Origin of the sequence: Pseudomonas sp. SJZ074 (genome assembly GCF_007828215.1) — a bacterium.
Lineage (GTDB): Bacteria > Pseudomonadota > Gammaproteobacteria > Pseudomonadales > Pseudomonadaceae > Aquipseudomonas.
Window position 1 is genome coordinate 217,900 of sequence record NZ_VIUE01000003.1, and the last position, 21,519, is coordinate 239,418.

General features: G+C 61.5%; 15 protein-coding genes. 2 read left to right on the top strand and 13 right to left on the bottom strand.

All coding sequences use genetic code 11. The features are described from left to right. Nucleotides 1–13 precede the first annotated feature (13 nt). From FBX99_RS05530 to glnE, 13 genes are all read right to left on the bottom strand, one after another. Nucleotides 14–1,447, bottom strand: coding sequence for a PIG-L deacetylase family protein (locus FBX99_RS05530; RefSeq protein WP_145130975.1), 1,434 nt, complete (start codon nucleotides 1,445–1,447; stop codon nucleotides 14–16). 8 nt (nucleotides 1,448–1,455) lie between these two features. Beyond that, nucleotides 1,456–2,352 carry an antimicrobial resistance protein Mig-14 gene (locus FBX99_RS05535; protein ID WP_144928079.1) on the bottom strand — a complete coding sequence of 299 codons (897 nt, stop codon included), beginning with the start codon at nucleotides 2,350–2,352 and terminating at the stop codon, nucleotides 1,456–1,458. Continuing rightward, on the bottom strand, nucleotides 2,352–3,482 hold the full coding sequence (locus tag FBX99_RS05540) for a glycosyltransferase (protein ID WP_144928076.1): 1,131 nt from the start codon (nucleotides 3,480–3,482) through the stop codon (nucleotides 2,352–2,354). The genes FBX99_RS05535 and FBX99_RS05540 overlap by 1 nt, the downstream gene beginning before the upstream one ends. Next, nucleotides 3,466–5,223, bottom strand: a complete 1,758-nt coding sequence (locus FBX99_RS05545) for a carbamoyltransferase (protein WP_144928074.1) — start codon at nucleotides 5,221–5,223, stop codon at nucleotides 3,466–3,468. Before FBX99_RS05545 ends, FBX99_RS05540 begins: the two co-directional genes overlap by 17 nt. A 246-nt stretch (nucleotides 5,224–5,469) precedes the next feature. Then, on the bottom strand, nucleotides 5,470–6,342 hold the full coding sequence (locus tag FBX99_RS05550; protein WP_144928071.1) for a DUF3800 domain-containing protein: 873 nt from the start codon (nucleotides 6,340–6,342) through the stop codon (nucleotides 5,470–5,472). A gap of 86 nt (nucleotides 6,343–6,428) precedes the next feature. Beyond that, nucleotides 6,429–7,880: a lipopolysaccharide kinase InaA family protein gene (locus FBX99_RS05555; protein ID WP_145130863.1), complete on the bottom strand. Its 1,452-nt coding sequence runs from the start codon at nucleotides 7,878–7,880 to the stop codon at nucleotides 6,429–6,431. Next, nucleotides 7,880–8,632, bottom strand: coding sequence for a lipopolysaccharide kinase InaA family protein (locus FBX99_RS05560; RefSeq protein ID WP_144928065.1), 753 nt, complete (start codon nucleotides 8,630–8,632; stop codon nucleotides 7,880–7,882). Before FBX99_RS05560 ends, FBX99_RS05555 begins: the two co-directional genes overlap by 1 nt. Further along, a complete protein-coding gene (locus FBX99_RS05565) occupies nucleotides 8,629–9,363 on the bottom strand; it encodes a lipopolysaccharide kinase InaA family protein (RefSeq protein ID WP_145130865.1) in 735 nt (244 codons plus the stop codon). The genes FBX99_RS05560 and FBX99_RS05565 overlap by 4 nt, the downstream gene beginning before the upstream one ends. Beyond that, entirely contained in the window at nucleotides 9,363–10,169 is an 807-nt protein-coding gene (gene rfaP, locus FBX99_RS05570) for a lipopolysaccharide core heptose(I) kinase RfaP (RefSeq protein ID WP_144928059.1), read from the bottom strand. Before rfaP ends, FBX99_RS05565 begins: the two co-directional genes overlap by 1 nt. Further along, the gene (locus tag FBX99_RS05575) at nucleotides 10,169–11,290 is read right to left on the bottom strand and encodes a glycosyltransferase family 4 protein (RefSeq protein WP_145130867.1); all 1,122 of its coding nucleotides are present in this window, start codon (nucleotides 11,288–11,290) and stop codon (nucleotides 10,169–10,171) included. Before FBX99_RS05575 ends, rfaP begins: the two co-directional genes overlap by 1 nt. After that, complete coding sequence (gene waaC, locus FBX99_RS05580) at nucleotides 11,290–12,348, bottom strand: lipopolysaccharide heptosyltransferase I (protein ID WP_145130977.1); 1,059 nt, start codon at nucleotides 12,346–12,348, stop codon at nucleotides 11,290–11,292. Before waaC ends, FBX99_RS05575 begins: the two co-directional genes overlap by 1 nt. 1 nt (nucleotide 12,349) lies before the next feature. Beyond that, entirely contained in the window at nucleotides 12,350–13,384 is a 1,035-nt protein-coding gene (gene waaF / locus FBX99_RS05585; RefSeq protein ID WP_144928056.1) for a lipopolysaccharide heptosyltransferase II, read from the bottom strand. 295 nt (nucleotides 13,385–13,679) lie between these two features. Then, nucleotides 13,680–16,619, bottom strand: coding sequence for a bifunctional [glutamate--ammonia ligase]-adenylyl-L-tyrosine phosphorylase/[glutamate--ammonia-ligase] adenylyltransferase (gene glnE / locus FBX99_RS05595; RefSeq protein ID WP_144928050.1), 2,940 nt, complete (start codon nucleotides 16,617–16,619; stop codon nucleotides 13,680–13,682). 383 nt (nucleotides 16,620–17,002) lie between these two features. On the opposite strand from glnE, the gene aceE reads away from it, so the two are divergent. Together aceE and aceF are read left to right on the top strand one after the other, a co-directional pair. Continuing rightward, on the top strand, nucleotides 17,003–19,648 hold the full coding sequence (gene aceE / locus FBX99_RS05600; RefSeq protein WP_144928048.1) for a pyruvate dehydrogenase (acetyl-transferring), homodimeric type: 2,646 nt from the start codon (nucleotides 17,003–17,005) through the stop codon (nucleotides 19,646–19,648). Between the two features lie 11 nt (nucleotides 19,649–19,659). Further along, the gene (gene aceF / locus FBX99_RS05605; RefSeq protein ID WP_145130869.1) at nucleotides 19,660–21,294 is read left to right on the top strand and encodes a dihydrolipoyllysine-residue acetyltransferase; all 1,635 of its coding nucleotides are present in this window, start codon (nucleotides 19,660–19,662) and stop codon (nucleotides 21,292–21,294) included. Nucleotides 21,295–21,519: the final 225 nt, after the last annotated feature.

The following is a 21,519-nucleotide window of genomic DNA, read 5'->3' on the forward strand; positions in this document are numbered from 1 at the left end:
GAGTCCACTTGAGTCATTTCGGTTTTATATGTACTTCAGAACGCTTCAAAAGCCAGAAAAGCTCGTGGCACCTGACCGCTTTACGAAAGAATTCATTCTCGCCATACACGGCGCCCTTGCGCCCCGCCAACAGCCGCTGGATGCCACGGCGCAGGCGTCGCTTGAAGGGCGCTCGCGGCTGCAGATCATGCATCATGCCCAACGCCATGGCCTTGTCGCGCTGGCCGACCAGCGGCAAAGGCAGGCTTACAGGATGCATCGGCCGGTCCGGGTCGAAACACGGTGGCAACGCAATGCCCGTACCGGCATCGCCCATGGGCCAGCGGTCGTTATCGTGCAGGTGATTGGCGTAGCCCAGCAATGTGCCGGGTTGCCACTGCAGGCCTTCAAGGGCTTGCAGGACGGCATGATGGGCGCAGAGATGGTCAGGGTGCGGATCCAGGGTCGGATGCGGCAACACGATGACTTCAGGACGCGCCATCAGCAGCAGAGCGCGCAAGTCGGCCACTAGGTTGTTCCAGGTCGGCGCGCCGTCGACATCACCGGGCAGGGCAAAAGGATTTAACCGGCGGAACGGCCGTGTATCGCTCAGGTCTGCCTCACGAGACCCCTGAGGCTGGGTGGGCGCGGCTTGCATGGCCGCCAACTGGAGGCAGAAGTACCCCAATTGCACGCATTGGCCTTGCGCCACCCCAGCCCAGCGCGGTACGGCGATGCTGTCCCAAGCCCGCAGACGGCCCTTGAGCCGCGCCGCCTCGACGCGATCCAGCCCCATCTGCTGATAATGTTCAGCTTCGATTTCGCCGGCGGTCAGTGTCACGATCCACGCTTCCTCGGCCTGGCTGTACAACCCATAAGCCGCCAGTTCTGCATCGTCGGCATGGGGAGCGATGACCATCACGCGTTGTTGTTGCACCTGCGGCGAGCTGAAGGACCAGAGCGTCGGCTCGCCCAGCAAACGGCAGAAGCGCCCGCGCAGCCGCAGCTCGCCCCGCGACAGCGTCGCCCCCTGTTCGCTGAGGTTCAGGTAGCGCAGACCGTTGACGCCGCGCTCGAAGGTTTGTCGATCCGGGCAGTCTCCGCCCAATAGCTCGACGAACGGGTCGATGAAACGCCCCAACCATCGGCTCTTGACCTGCAACGCGAGAACCAGCGTCGCGCCATCATCCAGAATTACCCCTTCATCCAGCCGCAGCCGACCGGCATCCAGATGCACCTTCGGTTGCAGGGTGAAAGGCGGGAAGCTGTACTGATAGTCGTCCTTGGGCGAGTAGAACAGATGATCTGCGAACCAGGCTTCGTGGGCGACCCAACCCAATACCGAGAGGACCAGCGGCAACCACCAGGCTACCAGCACGCCGAACAGGACCAGCACCATCAGGGCGAGCAACAACCCTACCCGCTTGTTGCGACGATGGCGCTTGAGCAATTGCTGTTTGCGGCTCACGGGAGGATTCATACGGTAAACACCGGTACAGGGTTGCACCAACGATCCTTGTACTCCCGGTCCGCACGGCCGAAGGAAAAACGCAACGGCTTGCCGGCGGCACGGGCATGCTCCCAGGCGCTTTGGGTGTTGAGGAAACTCAGCACGCTGCCGGGGCTGAATTCGCGGGTTTGCGGGTCCACGCCGCCATTGATGTATTCGACGCTGATCCACTCCGGCGCTTCGACCCGATACACCAGTTGAATGGCGATGGGCGCATCGTTGAGAAAAATCACCGAACCGATCAGCAGTTCGCGCAGCAGCTCGATCACCTCGCCCATGCGCTCGGCGCCGGTCGCCGCAAATCCCCAACGGCGCAGGAACAGGTCGCAGTAGATCGACGCCAGCTCTGCGCTGGAAAACTCATGGACCGGCCGTACCTGCCCACCGGCCTCCTCCAGCAAACGCAACTCGCGACGCTGGTTATAGCGAAACTTCTTGGACAGTTCTTCCGGTGTACGCGCCATGGCCAGCTGTTCCTGCTGCATCTTCAGGCCGCTGAAACGCCCTTCATTAAGCCCCGAAAGGTAACGTCCGCGATGGCGCAACGGCGCCTGGGTATCGGGCGCTGCCGGCAGGATCAGCTCGGCATTGCCCAGGTCGAACAGGCCTTTCTTGCCGCTGCGCTTGAGCACGTCCTTGGACAGCGCCAGATCCCGACCCCAGGTCGCAATTGCGGCGGTCAACTCCCCCTGGTGTTCATATGCCAGATAACGCACGGGAATGCCGGCCAGGGCCGCCAGGCGTTCGACCACCAGGGGATGGGTCGCCACACTGCCACCAAAACGCTGCCAGGCCTGGGCATAAACCGGGGCCTCTATAGCCGTCCAGCCGCGCTCGCGCCAGCCTTGGAATCGATTGAGCATCAGGCCCTCGGTGCCAGTTCGGTGACTTGGGGCAAACGCCAGAATGCCTCGCGTACCGCACGATCCGAAAAGCGTTCACGCAAGCGATCAAGCATCAGCTCGGCGCATTGACGACGCTGCAGATCGTCCATGACCGCCAGGTGTTGCAGCCCCTGGGCCAGGTGTTCGGCGTCGCCCAAGGGAAACAGAATACCCACGCCTTCGACCACTTCCTTCGCCCCGCCACAGGCCGTGGCCAGCAATGGCACGCCGGCGACCATGGCTTCGAGCAACACCATACCGAACGGCTCGTGATCGGAACTCAAGGCGAACACGTCGAAGGCCCGAAAGTAACGGCGCGCCTCAGGCACCTGGCCAAGGAACAGCACGCGGTCTGCGATTCCCAGTTCCAGCGCCAGCTCCCGCAGGTCCTGTTCCAGGCGCCCCTTGCCGAGAATTGCCAGCTGACTGTGACCGGGCAGATACGCCAGTGCCGCGGCAAAACCTCGCAACAATGTGGCTTGGTCCTTGTCCGGATGCAGACGGCCGACGTTGCCGACGATCCAGGCGTTTGCTTCCAGCCCCATGGCATTCCGCGCCTCGTCCCGGGACACCAGGCCAGCCTGCGCGGCCTCCAGGTCGATGCGGTTGTAGAGAGTCTGGATCCGGCCCGCGGGCCATTTCGGCAGGCAGCGGCGCATGTCGTCACGCACCGCATCAGAGACCCCTAGCAAGCTCAGGCGCTTGCGGAAAACATGAGCGAACAGCCGGCGAGTAGGCCGCTGGTAGTCACCAAAGGCATGGTGCACGCCAATCACCGGCAGCCCGGTACCGAGCAAGGCGATATAGATAGGTTTGAAACGGTGGGCAATGCAGAAACTGAAATTACGCGAAGCGGCGATCTTGCGCAGATCACCAATGGCGCCCAGCTTCAGGCCTCTCACGGCACTGGAGCTGTACTCCATGAACAACACCTCATCCGAGGCGCAACCAGCAGCAACCTCGGCATCGGCCGCCCCGGTGAGGAACACCGTGGTCACGCGATAGCCGGTGCCCGCGAACAGGCTGGCGTATTGACGGGCACAGTCGAGGAACGGCCCGTCATAACCGTGGCAGAACTGCAGCACATGTCGCTCAGCCGAGCGTGTCATAAGCGTCCACGCCGTCTTTGACCACCAGAATGTCTTCCATGATCAGGTATTGCAGATCGGAGCCATAGAACATGTTCAGCGCGTCGGTCGGCGAGCAGATCATCGGTTCGCCGCGGCGGTTGAGCGAGGTATTCAGGGACACGCCGTTGCCCGTCAGGACTTCGAGGGCCTTCATCATGTCGTAGTAGCGCGGATTGTATTCGCGCTTGAGCACCTGGGCCCGGGAAGTACCGTCTTCATGGACGACTTCCGGCACGCGGGTTTTCCACTCTTCGGCCACTTCGAACGTGAAGGTCATGAAGGGTGCGGGATGATCGACCTTGATCATCTGCGGCGCGACGGTGTCGAGCATCGACGGGCAGAAAGGCCTCCAGCGCTCGCGGAACTTGATCTGTTCGTTGATGCGATCCGCCACGCCGCTGGCGCTCGGACAGCCGATGATCGAGCGACCGCCCAAGGCGCGCGGGCCAAACTCCATGCGCCCCTGGAACCAGGCCACCGGGTTACCGTCGACCATGATCCTGGCAATGCGCTCGGGAGTGTTGTCGATCTTGCGCCACGCCGGTTTGCTCGGATGACGGGCACAGGCGGCGATCACGTCTTCGTTGCTGTAGGCCGGGCCGAGGTAGACGTGTTCCATCTTCTCCACGGGCACGCCACGGGCATGGGACACATAGGCGGCCGCGCCCACCGCGGTACCGGCGTCGCCGGAAGCCGGCTGCACGAACAGCTCCTTGACGTCGTCACGGGCGATGATCTTCTGGTTCAGCTTGACGTTCAACGCGCAACCGCCGGCGAAAGCCAGCTTGCCGGTTTCCTTGAGCACGTCGCCCAGGTAGTGGTCGATCATTTGCAGCGCAAGCTTCTCGAACAGCGCCTGCATACTGGCCGCATAATGGATGTACGGCTCGTCGGCGATATCGCCTTCACGCTTGGGGCCGAGCCATTCGATCAGCTTCGGCGAGAAGTAGAAGCCCTTGCCCTTCTCTTTATAGCGGCGCAGGCCGATCACGTTGGCGTATTCGGTGTTGATCACCAACTGACCGTTTTCGAACGAGGCCAGGCGAGAGAAGTCGTACTTGCTGGCATCGCCGTAGGGCGCCATGCCCATGACCTTGAATTCGCCGTCGAGCATTTCAAAGCCGAGAAATTCGGTGATCGCCCCGTACAAGCCGCCCAGGGAGTCCGGGTCGTAGAATTCCTTGATCTTGTGGATCTTGCCGTTTTCGCCGTAGCCGAAGAAAGTCGTGGCGTACTCGCCTTTGCCATCGATACCCAGGATCGCGGTTTTTTCCTGGAAACCCGAGCAGTGATACGCACTGGAAGCGTGGGCCAGGTGGTGCTCGACCGGCTCGATTTTGATCTTTTTAGGATCGAAGCCCAGTTGTTCCAGGCACCAGACGATCTTGCGGCGATAGCGCTTGTAACGACGGTTGCCCATCAGGATCGCGTCGAGGGCACGGTCCGGGGCGTACCAGTAGCGTTTGGCGTAGTGCCAGCGAGCCTCACCGAACAGGCTGATCGGTGCGAACGGGATCGCCACCACATCGACGTCGGACGGCTTGATGCCGGCCTGTTCCAGACAGAACTTCGCCGACTCGTAGGGCATGCGGTTCTTTGCATGTTTATCGCGTACGAAGCGCTCTTCCTCGGCCGCCGCGATCAGCTTGCCGTCTATGTACAGCGCTGCGGAAGGATCATGGCTAAGGGCGCCGGACAGGCCAAGAATCGTCAATGCCACAGGGTCTAGCCTCTTATGTCTGTGTACGGGCGACAAGCGCCGCGAAAAATTGATGTGCCGCTCGCCGGGGCGCGGGGCAGAAAGGGCGGGATTATAGCTTAAAAGCGGTCTTAAGCCTCTAGCGACAAGCGGCAAGCTTGTGGCGAGTTATCGACTACCATGTCCATTGACAGCTGATGGCTACCAACATAGACTTCGCGCAAATGGACTGGGGGATCCCGGTCGGCGTCTAAGCCTCGGTGAGTTTCACCGGGGCTTTTCGCTTTCTGGAAGCGGGAATATTTTCAATCCCCAGTTTTCAAAACCTTCTCCGGCTTTGTCACGCCCGCCGCTGCAATAGAATTTGCGCTTGAGCACATCAAAAGCCCGGTTTTCCTGACCGGCACGCAAGACACTCATACCAATAGGTCTCGCAACGAGATCTGCTAGCTGCAAGCCAGTAGAGTTAACCTGCTTAGTCGCAAAGACAACATCAAACGGAAGTTGAATCCCCATACGATTAGCACCGTCACACATCCGGCGGAACTCCAGTTCAAGTTCGTTATCTTCTTTTTTCCCTCTTCGTTCGACGATCACATGAGTCAACGCATCGTGCTGGGCCTTCTCCTTCAGAAACTCGTAAAGCGTTTCCAGACAGAAACCCAAAGCGACGTGGTACGGATTATCCGCACCGCCTTGCCTCTCACGCAGCCTCGTCTTATCTATAACGCAACTGATTAGAATAAAATTGCTCGCCTCAATGATGCTGGTCAGCTCATCAAGAAAGGCGTGTTTGTGCTGCCTGGATACAAACAGACTGGTAAAAGCGCCTTTCTCCTTACGGATTTCCAGCGCATGCAGCCCGATTAGATCATGCCCCATATGATTGAACTTGAACTTCTGCAATGCAGGGATGACCTTCTCACAGTAGTGGCGCTTATGAAAAACGCAAAAAGCCAGTACAAACATGGGATAGTTGGGATCCAGCGTCTGCATTCCATGATCGCCACTCTCATCCACGTACACGATGAAATCGCTAAATTTCCCGCCCGGGATGGCAGGTTTATCCTCGCTGCTGGGCTTTTCAGCCTCAATCTCAAAAAGTGAAAATTGCTGAGCAGGCACTGAATGATCTGGCATGGGCCACGACTCCCTCTCGAGGCGTACTGAACACAAGAATCAGAACACCTACATTTTGATCCGTTAAAAGACGTGTCGCATAGGCATCACGCTGATGCCCGGACCTCTTTAGGCAGCCGCTGATCAATCACCCGATACAACGCACTGTCCTGCGGCCAATTGCGCATGAACCGCGCGCGATCACGGACGTAGGCCGGGGCGAAGCTGGCATGGGTGCGGTGCTGGCACATGGCGTCCAGATCGATCAGCGCCCAGCGGTCGTGCTGCCAGAACAGGTTGTGGCCCTTCAAATCGCCGTGGCTGATGCGCTCGCGGAGCAGGTCGGCGAACAATCGCTCCAACGCCAGTAACTCGGGTTCGGGCGCCTCGCCGCTTTCCACGTAAGGGGCGAAGCGCTCGATGATGTCGGGGCCCGACAGATGCTCGGTCACCAGGTAGGCACCCCGACGCAGCCACAGGAAACGCTTTTCCAGCAACGCCAGGGGCTTGGGGGTGGCAATGCCGAGAAACGCCAGGCGATGACCTTCGCGCCAGGAATGCCAGGCACGACTGGGACGCCAGAAGCGCTTGAGCCAATGGGCGATGTTTTTGATGTTGTAGCGTTTGATGACCAGGGTACGGTCGTCCACCTCGACTTTGCCGACACTCGCCGCGCCACCGGTCTTGTACAAGTGGCCGTGGTCCAGCAAGGCATCCGCTCGCGCCAGCACCGGCACCATGGCCGCTTCTTCGTCACGCCGGATCGCCCGCAAGCCGAACGGCCCACGTTGCACACTGAACAGGCTGCATTCGCGCCCGACCTTCTCCATGAAGTCCTTCAAACGCCAGGTGTGCACCTTGTCGATCTGCTTTTGCAGCGCCTCCATGGGCAGCGCGTGCTCGGAGTTGGCCAGCAGATAATGCACCAGCAACTCTTCGGTGAACGGGGCTATGGACTTGGGTAACTGGGCGAAAAACACCCCAAGATTTTCCAGCACTTTCTGTCGCGACAATGGTTGCCCCGGCGTCTCGGCACGGATGCCGGCACCGTCGATCAAATAGAGTTCACCGTCGTGGCGAAGCAGGTTGTCCAAGTGCAAGTCTTCCTGCCACAAGCCTTTGCCATGCAGTTGCGCGACGGCCCCCAAGGCCTCGGCCAGCACCGCCGTTTGCTCATCGGCCAGCAGAGGCAGGTGCTCAACCTGTTTCCAGGCATCTCCCAGGCTTTCGGCGCCTTCGAGAAACTCGAACAGCAACCAGCCGCCCTCGCCATCTTTCAGGCCGTCGGCCAACAACATCGGCGTCGTCAAACCCTGCTCCGCCAGCAGGCGCACGCCTTGCAGCTCGCGCTGGAAATGCCGGGCTGCCTTGCTACCGACCAGCAATTTGGCCAGCACCGGCCGACCACGCCAGATGCCCGCCCCGACATAGCGCTGCCCCGGCAACACCCGTAACAGCGACAGCAACTGCAATTGCGCCGGGCCGGCGGCGTCGGCCAGCTCCAGGCTCAATGGCAGGCTGGGGCTTCGGCCGGCATTTTTCAATTCGGACAAATGCATCAACGAGCTTCCTTGTGACTGCGCCGGGCGACCAGGCGGGTCAACCAGCGATCGACCAGAACGGCGTCCGGTGGCTGGTCCAGATAGATAGCCAGCAACTGGCGAACCTCGCTTTCATTCCAGACTGACGCGCGACGCAGCAAAGGCTCAAGATCCTTGACCCTGTCGCGCTGACCGAACAGCAGCGGGCGGGTCTTCTCCAGGTCGATCAACTGCGCCTGATAACCCTTGGCAGTTGCTTGCAGAAAGATGTGCTTGGGGTAAAAGCAACCATGAACCTGATGCATGCCGTGCAGGCGCCGCGCCAATAGACCGCAGGCTTCCAGGACGGTAGAACGCTGTGCCACCGTCAGCTGCGGCCAGTCTTGCAACAGCGAGTCCAGGTCATCCCAGCCATCCAGGGCCCGCGTCAGCAGGATCGCCCGCACTTCGCCGTCGATCTTGCGCTGGCCGTAGAACACCGCTTGCAGGGCCGGAATCCCCAACTGGCGATAACGGCTGATGTTGCGAAACTCCCGGGAAAAACTCGGCTCACCGAAGGGGTGGGATAAGGTTCGCGTCAGGTAATTGCTCTGGCGCTTGAGGTAATAGCCCCGCCCTTCCAGTTCCAGCCGGAACACGCTGCTCCAGCCGTCTCCCGAGGTATTGGGTTCGTCCACCGCGTCCAGTTGCCGAGCCCACAAGGCGTCGAAACTGTCCAGCCCGTGGCGCTCCAGCAATGGCCGGTCTTCAGCGGCCAGGAAATCAGTCATTCACGTCCCTCGAAAAATCTCACCACGTGACGAATGCGTTTCTTGTCGCACGTATCGAGTCGGTCGCGCTGGCGGTATTGCAGGTAGAAACGCAGGCGCTGGGTGGCCGACAAGTGATACTTGGCGACTTTGTCCAGGCACGCCAGGTCCTTGGTGATGCGGTACTTGAGCCAGAGGCCACGCCAGAAATCACCGTTCGGGCAGTCGATCAGGAACAGCCGCGACTGGTCGTCGACCAGTAGATTTCGCCATTTCAGGTCGTTATGGGTGAAACGGTGTTCGTGCATGGTCCGGGTATAGCCGGCCAGTTGCCGACTCACTCCATCGACCCAGGCGCGGTCAGCCAGCCGCAGGTCGTGATGCTCGGCCAGGGCCGAGAGGTCTTCGGTATGGGGCAGTTCGCGGGTGATCAACGCTCCCCGTGCATAGGCCGCGCCGTGACGTTCCAGGCCCCATGCCACGACCTCGGCCGTGGGAATGCCCCACTTGGCGAAACGCTTGAGGTTCTGCCATTCGGACTTGACCCGCGGCTTGCCCAGGTAACGGCGCAAGCCTTTGCCAGCCCCGACGTAGCGCTTGACGTAATAGTTCACACCATTGCGCTGTACCCGGATCACCTCCGACAATGGGTCACGGGTCAGGCGCTCCCCTTGCAGGGCAAACACCGCGTCGAGACTGCCGAAATCCTGCGCCAGCTCGGCGTAGGCCGGTTCCAGTGTCCAGCCCGACATCAGAGCGCATCCCCGTATCGTTGTTTGCGGGCATAGAGCTTGTTGGCCTTGGCTTCGAGCCAGCTCAACAAGGTGGCCTCCTGCACCAGGATCCGGCGCAGCGGCTGCTGGAAATAGCCCTTCAGGAAGCGCAGCTTGTCGCGACGGGTCAGACCGATATCCAGTGCCGAGAAATACAGCGCAGCCAAGTCTTTGTTGCGCCAGCGGGTGGTGATGGCCGGACGGGTCTGGGCGCGGTGCAGGTCGATCACCGAGAGCTTGAAATCCTCTGGGGTCACCGGTTTGTCGGTGTGCAGCAGAAAATGGCAGATGTAGCAGTCGCGATGGTTGACCCCGGCGCGGTGCATCATGCCGGTCATGCGTGCTACTTCGGCGATCAGAGCCCGCTTGAGTGCCGGTTGCGGCGGATGCTTGACCCAGTCGATGCTGAAGTCTTCAAGGCTGATGGTCGGCGCCAGTTCTTCGGTGACGATGAAAGAATGCTGGTCCGCCGGATTCTGGCCCTTTTCGCCATACGCAACGGCGGTCATGGTCGGCACGCCGACTTCCTGCAGGCGCTGGATGGCTTTCCACTCCTGCCCCGCACCGAGGACAGGCAGCTTGGCGGTGACCAGGTTCTTGACGATCTCGCCCCAACCGATGCCCCGGTGGATCTTCACGAAAAAGCCGCGCCCGTCCACCTCCGTGCGCAAGGTGCGCCGGGCTTCCAGTTCACGATAGACCTCGCCCTTGAGCGCTTCGACTTCAGCGAACGCATCGCGCCCGGCCCAAAGGCTCTTGAACGGTTCGGCCAGCATCAATTTCATTACGGGTGCTCCGCCAATATCACATCGGCCGCGTGCTGCGGCATGCTGTAGAGGTCGGCCGCTTCAGCGAAGGCCAGACCATTGCGGCTCCAGGCCGCCCGCGCATCGGCATCCCCCAGCATTCGCTCCAGGTACTCGGTGAGCTGCGCCTGTTCGAACGGTTCGTCCAGCACCAGCCCACTGTCAGCCTCGGCAATGTAATGAGCGTACCCGCACACCGCGCTGACCAGGACCGGCAGCCCGGCCACCAGCGCTTCGAGCAGCACGGTGCCGGTATTCTCGTTGTACGCCGGATGGATCAACAGGTCGGCGCCCAGGAGGAACCGCGGGATATCGCTGCGCCCCTTGAGGAACCGCACGTTGTCACCGAGCCCCAACGCGGCGCTCTGCAATTGGAATACCTTGGGGTCATCCTGACCGATTACAAACAGCCGGGTACGTTTCTTCAGTTCGGCAGGCAGTGCGGCGAGCGCCTTCAGGCTGCGATCCACGCCCTTGGTCTTGAACCCGGAGCCGATCTGCACCAATAACAGATCGTCATCGGCCAGCTCGAACTCGGCACGGAACGCGGCACGGATCGCATCGGCATCGGCGGGTCGGCGACGGTCCTGGGCGATGCCCGGCGGCAACAGGTGGAAGCGCTCCAGCGGCGTGCCGTAATGCTTGATGAACAGCGGCTGCTGGACTTCGGAAATCATCAGCACGTCGGTCTTGGCATCCCTGGCGAACACCGCTCGCTCGTACTCGGCGAAATGCCGGTAGCGACCCCAGCGCCGATACAGGGAATTGCGCAGGGTCTGCGCCTTGTCCTCGAAACAACCGTCGGCGGCGTAATACACGTCCAGGCCAGGCATCTTGTTGAAGCCGATCAGACGGTCCACCGGGCGCTTGGCCAGGTCGGCTTCCATCCACGCACTGAGTTTCTCGTTGCGACGATGATTGAACAGCGCCTTGACCGGCGCCACCAGCACTTCGAAGCCCGGCGGGACGTCACCTTCCCAGATCAGCGTATAGACACGGATCTGATGACCACGCCGCTGGCATTCCAGGGCGATGCGCATGAAGTCACGCTGCAGGCCGCCGAAGGGAAAGTACTTATAAAGGACAAAAGCCAATTGCATCAGCGCGGCTCCTCAGCCAATAACGTGCTCAGGTGGCTGGCAACACGCTCGGGGTTCAGTCGCGTAAAGCACAAAGGCTGCTCGCGTTTCAGGTCAAACCGACGGGCATCTTCGGCGGTCGGCGGATAAGTGCATTGTTTCTGCATGCAGGGCGCGCAGGGGAAATCGCTGGCGAGATGGATCTGGCCCTTGCCATAGGCGCCGGTCAATACCGGGTTGGTGGGGCCGAGCAGCGAAATGGTCGGCACGTCCAGGGCGGCGGCCAGATGACCAAGGCCAGTGTCCACCGCCACACAGGCCTGGGCGCCGGCCAGCACCTTGCCCATCCCGCCCAGGTTCAGTTTGGGCAGCACCAGGGCGTTGCGCAGCCCTTTGGCGATACGTTCGGCCCGGGCTTTTTCCTGTGGGTTCCCCCACGGCAACTTCACTACCACGCCGAACTGGCCCATGCGCTCGGTGAGCTGGCGCCAATACAGCTCCGGCCAGTGCTTGGATTCCCAGGTCGTGCCATGCAGGAATACCACATAAGGATAGGCACGCGGCAACTCCACCAGACGATCGACATTCAAGCCATAGTTGCCCAGGCTCTGAGGCAAGTCGTAGCCCAGCGCCACGGCGAACAATTGTCGCACGCGCTCTACCGCATGCTGACCACGCGCCACCGCCAGGCGACGGGAATAGAAGCGCGCCGCCAGGGGTTCGCGAGCCGAATTCTTATCCAGGCCAGCCACCGGCGCCTTGACGTAGCGGGTCAGCCAGGCGCTTTTCAGCAAGCCCTGGGCATCGATCACCAGGTCATACCGTTCGGCACGCATGTTCTGTTTGAAGCGTCGCCACTCGCCGCTCTTGATGGTTTGCCAGAGGTGCTTGCGCCAGCGACGGATCGCCACCGGGATGACCTTGCCCACGGCCGGGTGCCAGGTCGGGATCTCGGCGAAACCTTCTTCCACCACCCAATCGAAGCGGATACCGGGAATCGCCCGCGCCGCGTCGGTCAACGCCGGCAGCGTGTGAACCACATCGCCCAGCGAAGAGGTCTTGATCAGCAATACCCGCAACTTACCGGACCTCCACGGGGGTGCCTTGCAAACGTGCCAGGGCATCGTTCACCAACGGCGGCATGAGCTGACGCAGGCAATTGTAATGACCGAAGCGGCAGGTACGGTCGAAGCACGGGCTACACTCGATGCCCAGGCGCACGACTTCGACCTTGTCGGCCAGCGGCGGCGTAAAGCCCGGCGAGGTGGAGCCGTAGACGGCCACCAACGGACGGTTCAGGGCCGCGGCCACGTGCATCAGCCCGGAATCGTTGGACACCACCGAATCGGCGCAGGACAACAGGTCGATAGCCTCCGCCAGGGAGGTGTCACCACTGAGGTTTACCGACTCTTCCCGCAGGCCCGGAATCAGCCGCGAGCGGATATCTTCGCCCACCGAGTGATCGTTTTTCGAACCGAACAACCAGACTTGCCAGCCTTCGCGGATCTTCGCTTCGGCCACCTGGGCGTAATGATCCGCCGGCCAACGCTTGGACTCACCGAACTCGGCACCGGGGCACAGTGCCAACACCGGGCGGTCCAGGCTCAGGCCGAACTTGGCCAGCGCCGCTTCGCGGGTCACCGGGTCAATCTGCAGATCGGGGCGTGGGTAGGGCTTGGGCAACTCGGCACCCGGCGCATAGGCCAGGGCCATGAAACGCTCGATCATCAGCGGATAGCGGTCTTTGTCCAGCGTGCGCACATCGTTGAGCAGGCCATAGCGGAACTCGCCGCGCCAGCCGGTACGCTTGGGGATGCCGGCGAAGAACGGCACCAATGCGGACTTCAACGAGTTGGGCAACAGGATCGCCTGGTCATATTGACCGGCCAAGGACTTGCCGATGCGTCGACGGGTCGCCAGCTCCAGCGCACCGTGACCGAGCGGAAAGCTCAAGGCTTTGCGTACTTGCGGCATGCGTTCCAGGATCGGCCGGCTCCACTCGGGCGCCAGGACGTCGATCTCGCATTGCGGGTGAAGCTGTTTCAGACACTGGAACAATGTCTGCGCCATCACCATGTCACCGACCCAACTGGGCCCAACGATCAGAATATTCATGTGCTTTCCAAAAACGATACGGGGAGGCCTACGCCTCCCCGCCTAAAACACTGCAACCCACTGTGGGAGCGGGCTTGCTCGCGAAAGGGCCATCACATCCAACATATGCGCTGCCTGACATTGCGCTATCGCGAGCAGGCTCGCTCCCACAAGGGCGCTTCATTCGTTCCAAACCCGGTGCTGCACCGCAAATCCAACTGTGGGAGCGAGCCTGCTCGCGATGAGGCCGGCACTCTCGACATCACTGCCGCCTGACACTCCGCTTTCGCGAGCAGGCTTGCTCCCACATCAATACTCAACTCAATCCCAGCTCACGCCAGATCCGCAGCACCTGTCGGCGCTCATCCACGAATTGATCGCCGGTGATCACCCCGGCCTCTTTTTGCAGGGCCTGGCGATGGGCGGCGGAGCGGTAGGCTTTATAAGCCTCGCGCAGCAGGGTGGCATCTTCGGGCGGCATCAGGCCAACCTCTTGCAACCCCTCCAGGATGCGGATGTTATCGGTGTAGCGCGCCAGCGAGGGGTGTTCCTCGGACCACGCCAGGGCCGCGTATTGCACCATAAATTCAATATCGACGATACCTCCTGCGTCCTGTTTGAGGTCGAAGGGCGCCGTGGCCTCGAAAGCGTTTGGTGCGGTCCCGGCGGCCGTGGCCTTGCTGCCAAGGTTGTCGCGCATCTTGGCCCGCATCTCACTGACCTCCTGGCGCAACGTTGGCAGGTCGCGTTTGCGTCCCAACACCTGGGCCCGGACTTTCTCGAAGGCCTGGCCCACATCCTGGCTACCCACCAACACTCGGGCCCGCACGAGCGCCTGGTGCTCCCAGGTCCAGGCTTCATTCTCCTGGTAGCGGGCAAATGCCCCAAGCGAACTGACCAGCAATCCCGACGCCCCCGACGGCCGCAGGCGCATGTCCACTTCATATAGCTGCCCGGAGTTGGTCTGGGCCGTCAGCAAATGGATGATCCGTTGGCCGAGCCGGGTAAAGAACTGCGCGCCGTCGATGGGTTTTGGCCCGTCGGTTTCCGCTTGGGGGTCGCCGTCATGGATGAACACCAGGTCCAGGTCGGAACCATGCCCCAATTCCAGGCCGCCGACTTTTCCATAACCGACAATAATGAAGCCCGGATCGCACAGGCTGCCGTTCGTGCGCAACGGTACGCCATGCTTGGCCGCCGTCTGGCGCCAGGCCAGGGCCAGGACTTGTTCGAGGATCGCCTCGGCCAGCCAGGTCAGGTAATCGCTGACCTTCATCAGCGGCAGGCTGCCGGCGATTTCCGACGCGGCCACCCGCAGCCGGTGCGCCAGTTTGAAATGCCGCAGGGCTTCCATCTGCTGCTCCAGGTCATCCTCCGGAATGCGCGTCAGGCGTTCGCGCAACTCCGCCGCCAGCTCTGGCGCCAAGGGCGGCTTGAATAAACGGCCTTCATTGAGCAACTCGTCCAGCAGCAAGGGGAAACGGGTGATCTGCTCAGCGATCCACGGGCTTGCCGCGCACAGCGTCAGCAAGCGCCGCAGGGCGCCGGGGTTTTCCGTCAGCAGCACCAGATAGGCCGAGCGACGGGCCACCGCCTCCACCAGGGGCAATACCCGCTCTAGCACCAGGTCTGGGTCGGCATGCTCCACCGCCTGGGCCAGCAGGCGCGGAATGAATGCATCCAGGCGCTCACGCCCCAGACGCTGCATGGCGCGCAGTTGCGGGCTGGTACGCAGCACGGCCAGCGCCTTCAGCGCCTTGGGCGCATCGACGAAACCACCCTCCTGCAACTGGCGGCACGCGGCCTCTTCATCCTGGCTGTCTTCCCACAACGGCAGCCATTCGCCGCCCACCACCACTTCGCTTTCGCCGCCCTCTTCCTCATCCGGATCGGCGATGACCTGGCCAAAATGCCAGGCCACCCGTCCACGCCAATACATCAATTGCTCGTGGAACGCCGCCCAGTCGGCAAAACCCAGCATGAATGCAATGCGCGCCTGGTCCTGGGGACTGTCCGGCAGCATCTGGGTCTGGCGATCGGCAATGGCCTGGATTGCATGTTCGGTATAACGCAGGAATTCATAGCCCTGGCGCAGCTCGTCGATCACCTTGGCGGGCAGATAACCCTGGCCTTCCAGGGTGCCCAGCACTTTCAGCAGTGGCCGCTGTTGCAGGCTCAGGTCACGCCCGCCATGGATCAACTGGAATGCCTGGGCGATGAACTCCACTTCACGGATACCGCCCGCCCCCAGCTTGATATTGTCGGCCATGCCTTTGCGCCGCACTTCCTGCTGGATCAGCTGTTTCATGGTGCGCAGCGCTTCGATCGCGGAAAAATCCAGGTAACGGCGATAAACGAACGGACGCAACATATCGAGCAACTGTGCACCCGCCACCTGGTCGCCCGCCACCACCCGCGCCTTGATCATCGCGTAGCGTTCCCAGTCGCGCCCCTGGTCCTGATAATACTGCTCCAGGGCATTGAAGCTCAGCACCAGCGCACCGGCCGAGCCATAGGGACGCAGGCGCATGTCGACGCGGAACACGAAACCGTCGACGGTCATGGGATCCAGGGCCTTGATCAGGCGCTGGCCAACGCGGATGAAGAACTCCTGATTATCCAGAGGTCGCTTCACACCAACGGTTTCACCGCCCTCGGGGTAGGCGAAAATCAGGTCGATGTCCGAAGACAGGTTCAACTCCACCGCGCCCAGCTTGCCCATGCCCAGGATGACCATGTGCTGCGCGGCGCCGCTGCGCCGGCCGGTGGGCGTGCCGAATTGTTGGCTAAGACGCAGGTACAGCCATTGGTAGGCCTGGTCGATGCAGGTATCGGCCATGTCCGAAAGATCGCGACAGGTCTGGACGAGATCGGCCTTGCGGTTCAGGTCGCGCCAGATGATCCGCACCTGCTGGCGGGTCCGCTGGCGGCGCAGAACTCGCCCCAATTCATCCTCGCTCTCGGCGGCCTGCACCGCAGCGCCGATCTGCGCGCACATTTCGCCGGCGGTCAGGCTGCGGTCCAGTTCGCCACTGCGCACCAGTTCCAGTAGCATCGAAGGGTCGCGCAGGCTCTGCTCGATGACAAAATCACTGGCGGCCGCGACGCGATGGAACTCCTTCCAGCGCTCAGGCGTCCAGGCGCAAAGGCCGAGGTCGTCGTCCAGCAAGGCAACCGCCGCACGGAACGACTGCTCGGCACGGCTGACCAATGACTGGAGAATGGCCGGTATTTCGGCAAGCAGGGGCAGGCTCATGGTCTATCCTTGATCGGCGCGGGAAAGGCTGGATGTAGTGTTTTTTCAAAAGCCACTACCTGATTGACTGTCGAACAAAGATGATAAATAGCTGAAAATCTGATTTTATTGGCAGCCGACATCAAGTTTTTACCTGTTCGAGTTAGCAAAAGACCAACAGTAACGATTATTCTCACAACGGAACGAGAGGCTAAAAGCCTTTCATGTGTAGTTTTACTACTCGTCTATACATCCGAAAGGCTGAAACAGCCGACGATTTGTAGTAAAACTACACGCCGCCGAAACAACCTTCGGCAATCCAAGAATTTTATACCGTCTGCCCACAAGGCCAGTCGCAAACTCAGGCAACCGATTCTGGTAGCCTTTCCGCCCTGGAGCAAGCCATGCAAGACCTCGATCCCGTCGAAACCCAGGAATGGCTGGACGCCCTGGAATCGGTTCTCGACAAAGAAGGCGAAGACCGTGCTCATTATCTGATGACCCGTATGGGCGAACTCGCAACCCGCAGCGGTTCGCAACTGCCCTACGCCATCACCACGCCGTACCGCAACACGATCCCTGTTACCCACGAAGCACGCATGCCTGGCGACCTGTTCATGGAACGCCGCATTCGCTCGCTGGTACGCTGGAACGCGTTGGCCATGGTCATGCGCACCAACCTGAAAGATTCTGACCTGGGCGGTCACATCTCCAGTTTCGCTTCCAGCGCGACGCTGTATGACATCGGCTTCAACTACTTCTTCCAGGCCCCGACCGACGAACACGGCGGCGACCTGATCTACTTCCAGGGTCACGCATCGCCAGGCGTCTACGCCCGTGCGTTCATGGAAGGTCGTATCTCCGAAGATCAGATGAACAATTTCCGCCAGGAAGTGGACGGCAACGGCCTGTCTTCGTACCCGCACCCTTGGCTGATGCCTGACTTCTGGCAGTTCCCGACTGTTTCGATGGGCCTGGGCCCGATCCAGGCGATCTACCAGGCGCGCTTCATGAAGTACCTGGAAGCCCGCGGCTTCATCCAGCCGGGCAAGCAGAAAGTCTGGTGTTTCATGGGCGACGGCGAGTGCGACGAGCCGGAATCCCTGGGGGCGATCTCCCTGGCCGGCCGCGAGAAGCTGGACAACCTGATTTTCGTCATCAACTGCAACCTGCAGCGCCTCGACGGCCCGGTTCGCGGCAACGGCAAGATCATCCAGGAACTCGAAGGCGTGTTCCGTGGCGCCCAGTGGAACGTCAACAAAGTCATCTGGGGCCGTTTCTGGGACCCACTGCTGGCCAAGGACGTCGACGGTATCCTGCAACGTCGCATGGACGAAGTCATCGACGGCGAATACCAGAACTACAAGGCCAAGGACGGCGCGTTCGTCCGCGAGCACTTCTTCAACACGCCTGAACTCAAGGCCATGGTTGCCGATCTGTCCGACGACGAGATCTGGAAACTCAACCGTGGCGGCCACGACCCGTACAAGGTCTACGCGGCGTACCACCAGGCGGTCAACCACAAGGAACAACCGACCGTCATCCTGGCCAAGACCATCAAGGGTTATGGCACCGGTGCCGGCGAAGCGAAGAACACCGCGCACAACACCAAGAAAGTCGATGTCGACAGCCTGAAGCTGTTCCGCGATCGCTTCGACATTCCGGTGAAAGACAGCGAGCTGGAAAACCTGCCGTTCTTCAAGCCCGAGGAAGGCAGTGCCGAGGCCCGTTACCTGGCCGAGCGCCGTGCCGCACTGGGCGGTTTCGTACCGCAGCGTCGCGCCAAGAGCTTCAGCGTTCCGACCCCGCCACTGGAAACCCTCAAGGCGATCCTGGACGGCTCGGGCGACCGTGAAATCTCCACCACCATGGCTTTCGTGCGGATCCTCGCGCAATTGGTCAAGGACAAGGAAATCGGCCAGCGCATCGTCCCGATCATCCCGGACGAAGCCCGTACCTTCGGTATGGAAGGCATGTTCCGCCAACTGGGCATCTACTCGTCCGTGGGCCAGCTCTACGAGCCAGTCGATAAAGACCAGGTGATGTTCTACCGCGAAGACAAGAAAGGCCAGATCCTCGAAGAAGGCATCAACGAAGCGGGCGCCATGAGCTCCTTCATTGCCGCCGGTACTTCGTACTCCAGCCACAACCAGCCGATGCTGCCGTTCTACATCTTCTACTCGATGTTCGGCTTCCAGCGTATCGGCGACCTGGCCTGGGCCGCTGGCGACAGCCGTACCCGTGGCTTCCTGATCGGCGGCACCGCCGGCCGGACCACGCTGAACGGCGAAGGCCTGCAGCACGAAGACGGTCACAGCCACATGCTGGCCGGGACCATCCCGAACTGCCGCACCTACGATCCGACCTACGGCTACGAGCTGGCGGTGATCATCCAGGACGGCATGAAGAAGATGACCGAAGAGCAACAGGACGTCTTCTACTACATCACCGTGATGAACGAGTCCTACCAGCAGCCAGCCATGCCGGCCGGTGTAGAGGCGGGCATTGTCAAGGGTATGTACCTGCTCGAGGAAGACACCCGCGAAGCCGCTCACCACGTCCAGCTGATGGGCTCCGGCACCATCCTGCGCGAAGTGCGTGAAGCGGCGAAGATCCTGCGTGAAGAGTTCAACATCGGCGCCGATGTCTGGAGCGTGACCAGCTTCAACGAACTGCGTCGCGACGGCCTGGCCGTAGAGCGCAGCAACCGTCTGCACCCTGGCCAGAAGCCGAAACTGAGCTATGTCGAAGAGTGCCTGAACGGCCGTAAAGGTCCGGTCATCGCCTCCACCGACTACATGAAGCTGTTTGCCGAGCAGATCCGCCAGTGGGTTCCATCCAAGGAATTCAAGGTGCTGGGCACTGACGGTTTCGGCCGTAGCGACAGCCGCAAGAAGCTGCGTCACTTCTTCGAAGTCGACCGTAAGTTCGTTGTGTTGGCAGCCCTGGAAGCCCTGGCTGACCGTGGCGATATCGAACCAAAAGTGGTGGCAGAGGCCATCGCCAAGTTCGGCATCGATCCGGAAAAACGCAACCCACTGGACTGCTGAGGAGAATTTCCGTGAGCGAACTCATTCGCGTACCTGACATCGGCAGCGGTGAAGGTGAAGTAATTGAACTGTTTGTGAAGGTCGGCGACCGTATCGAAGCCGACCAGAGCATCCTGACGCTTGAGTCGGACAAGGCCAGCATGGAAGTGCCTGCGCCGAAGGCCGGCGTCATCAAGAGCCTGAAAGTGAAGCTGGGCGATCGCCTGAAAGAAGGCGACGAATTGCTGGAGCTGGAAGTCGAAGGCGCCGCTGCGGCGCCTGAAGCAGCGACTCCTGCGGCTGCCCCGGCGCCGGCTGAAAAGCCTGCTGCCGCCCCGGCTGCCGAAGCCGCTCCGGCTCCGGCCGCTGCGCCTGCCGCCGCCACCGTCCAGGACATCCATGTCCCGGACATCGGTTCGTCAGGCAAGGCCAAGATCATCGAAGTGCTGGTCAAGGCCGGCGACACCGTCGAAGCCGACCAGTCGCTGATCACCCTGGAATCCGACAAGGCCAGCATGGAAATCCCGTCGCCGGCCGCCGGCGTGGTGGAAAGCGTCGAGATCAAGCTGGAAGACGAGGTCGGCACCGGTGACCTGATCCTGAAGCTGAAAGTGGCTGGCGCCGCCGCGCCTGCCGCGCCAGCTCCTGCTGCTGCACCAGCCAAGGCTGAAGCCGCGCCGGCTCCGGCTGCCGCGCCTGCCGCCAAGGCCGAGACCGCTCCAGCCCCTGCCGCCGCACCGGCACCAAGCGGTGCCAAGGTCCACGCCGGCCCTGCGGTACGTCAGCTGGCCCGCGAGTTCGGCGTCGAGCTGTCCGCCGTCAGCCCGAGTGGCCCACACGGTCGCGTGCTGAAGGAAGATGTGCAGGCCTACGTCAAGGCCATGATGCAGAAGGCCAAGAACGCACCGGCCGAAGGCGCTACCGGCGGCGCGGGCATCCCGCCGATCCCGGCGGTGGACTTCAGCCGTTTCGGCGAAACCGAAGAAGTGGCCATGACTCGCCTGATGCAGATCGGCGCGTCGAGCCTGCACCGCAGCTGGCTGAACATTCCGCACGTAACGCAGTTCGACCAGGCCGACATCACCGAGCTGGAAGCCTTCCGCGTCGCGCAGAAAGCCGTAGCCGAGAAGGCCGGCGTGAAGCTGACCGTGCTGCCGTTGCTGCTCAAGGCCTGTGCGCACCTGCTCAAGGAGTTGCCGGACTTCAACAGCTCCCTGGCGCCAAGCGGCAAGGCGGTGATCCGCAAGAAATACGTGCACATCGGCTTTGCCGTCGACACCCCGGAAGGCCTGCTGGTACCGGTCATCCGCAATGTCGACCAGAAGAGCCTGCTGCAACTGGCTGGCGAAGCCGCTGCCCTGGCCGAAAAAGCCCGGAACAAGAAGCTCACCGCCGACGACATGCAGGGTGCCTGCTTCACCATCTCCAGCCTTGGCCACATTGGTGGCACCGGCTTCACGCCGATCGTCAACGCGCCGGAAGTGGCGATCCTGGGTGTTTCCAAGGCCACCATCCAGCCGGTCTGGGACGGTAAAGCCTTCCAGCCCAAGCTGATGCTGCCGCTGTCGCTGTCCTACGATCACCGCGTGATCAACGGTGCCGCCGCAGCACGCTTCACCAAGCGTCTGAGTGACTTGCTGGGCGACATTCGCACCATCCTGCTGTAAACCGGATGGCCCTCCTTACGGAGGGCCGACCGAACCGCTGTTTTCCGAGCCACGCTCGTACCTCAACCCCGCCAATGGCGGGGCTTTTTTTTGCCTGCCATCCGACAACCCCTCGCCACAGGATTGAAGTCCTACGCCCAGCGAAGTCGTTTCCCACAATCTCCGTCCCCTCCCCTCTGAATCTTCATCGCGCCTCGGGCCTTAGCATGGCTCTGGGGCAACAGC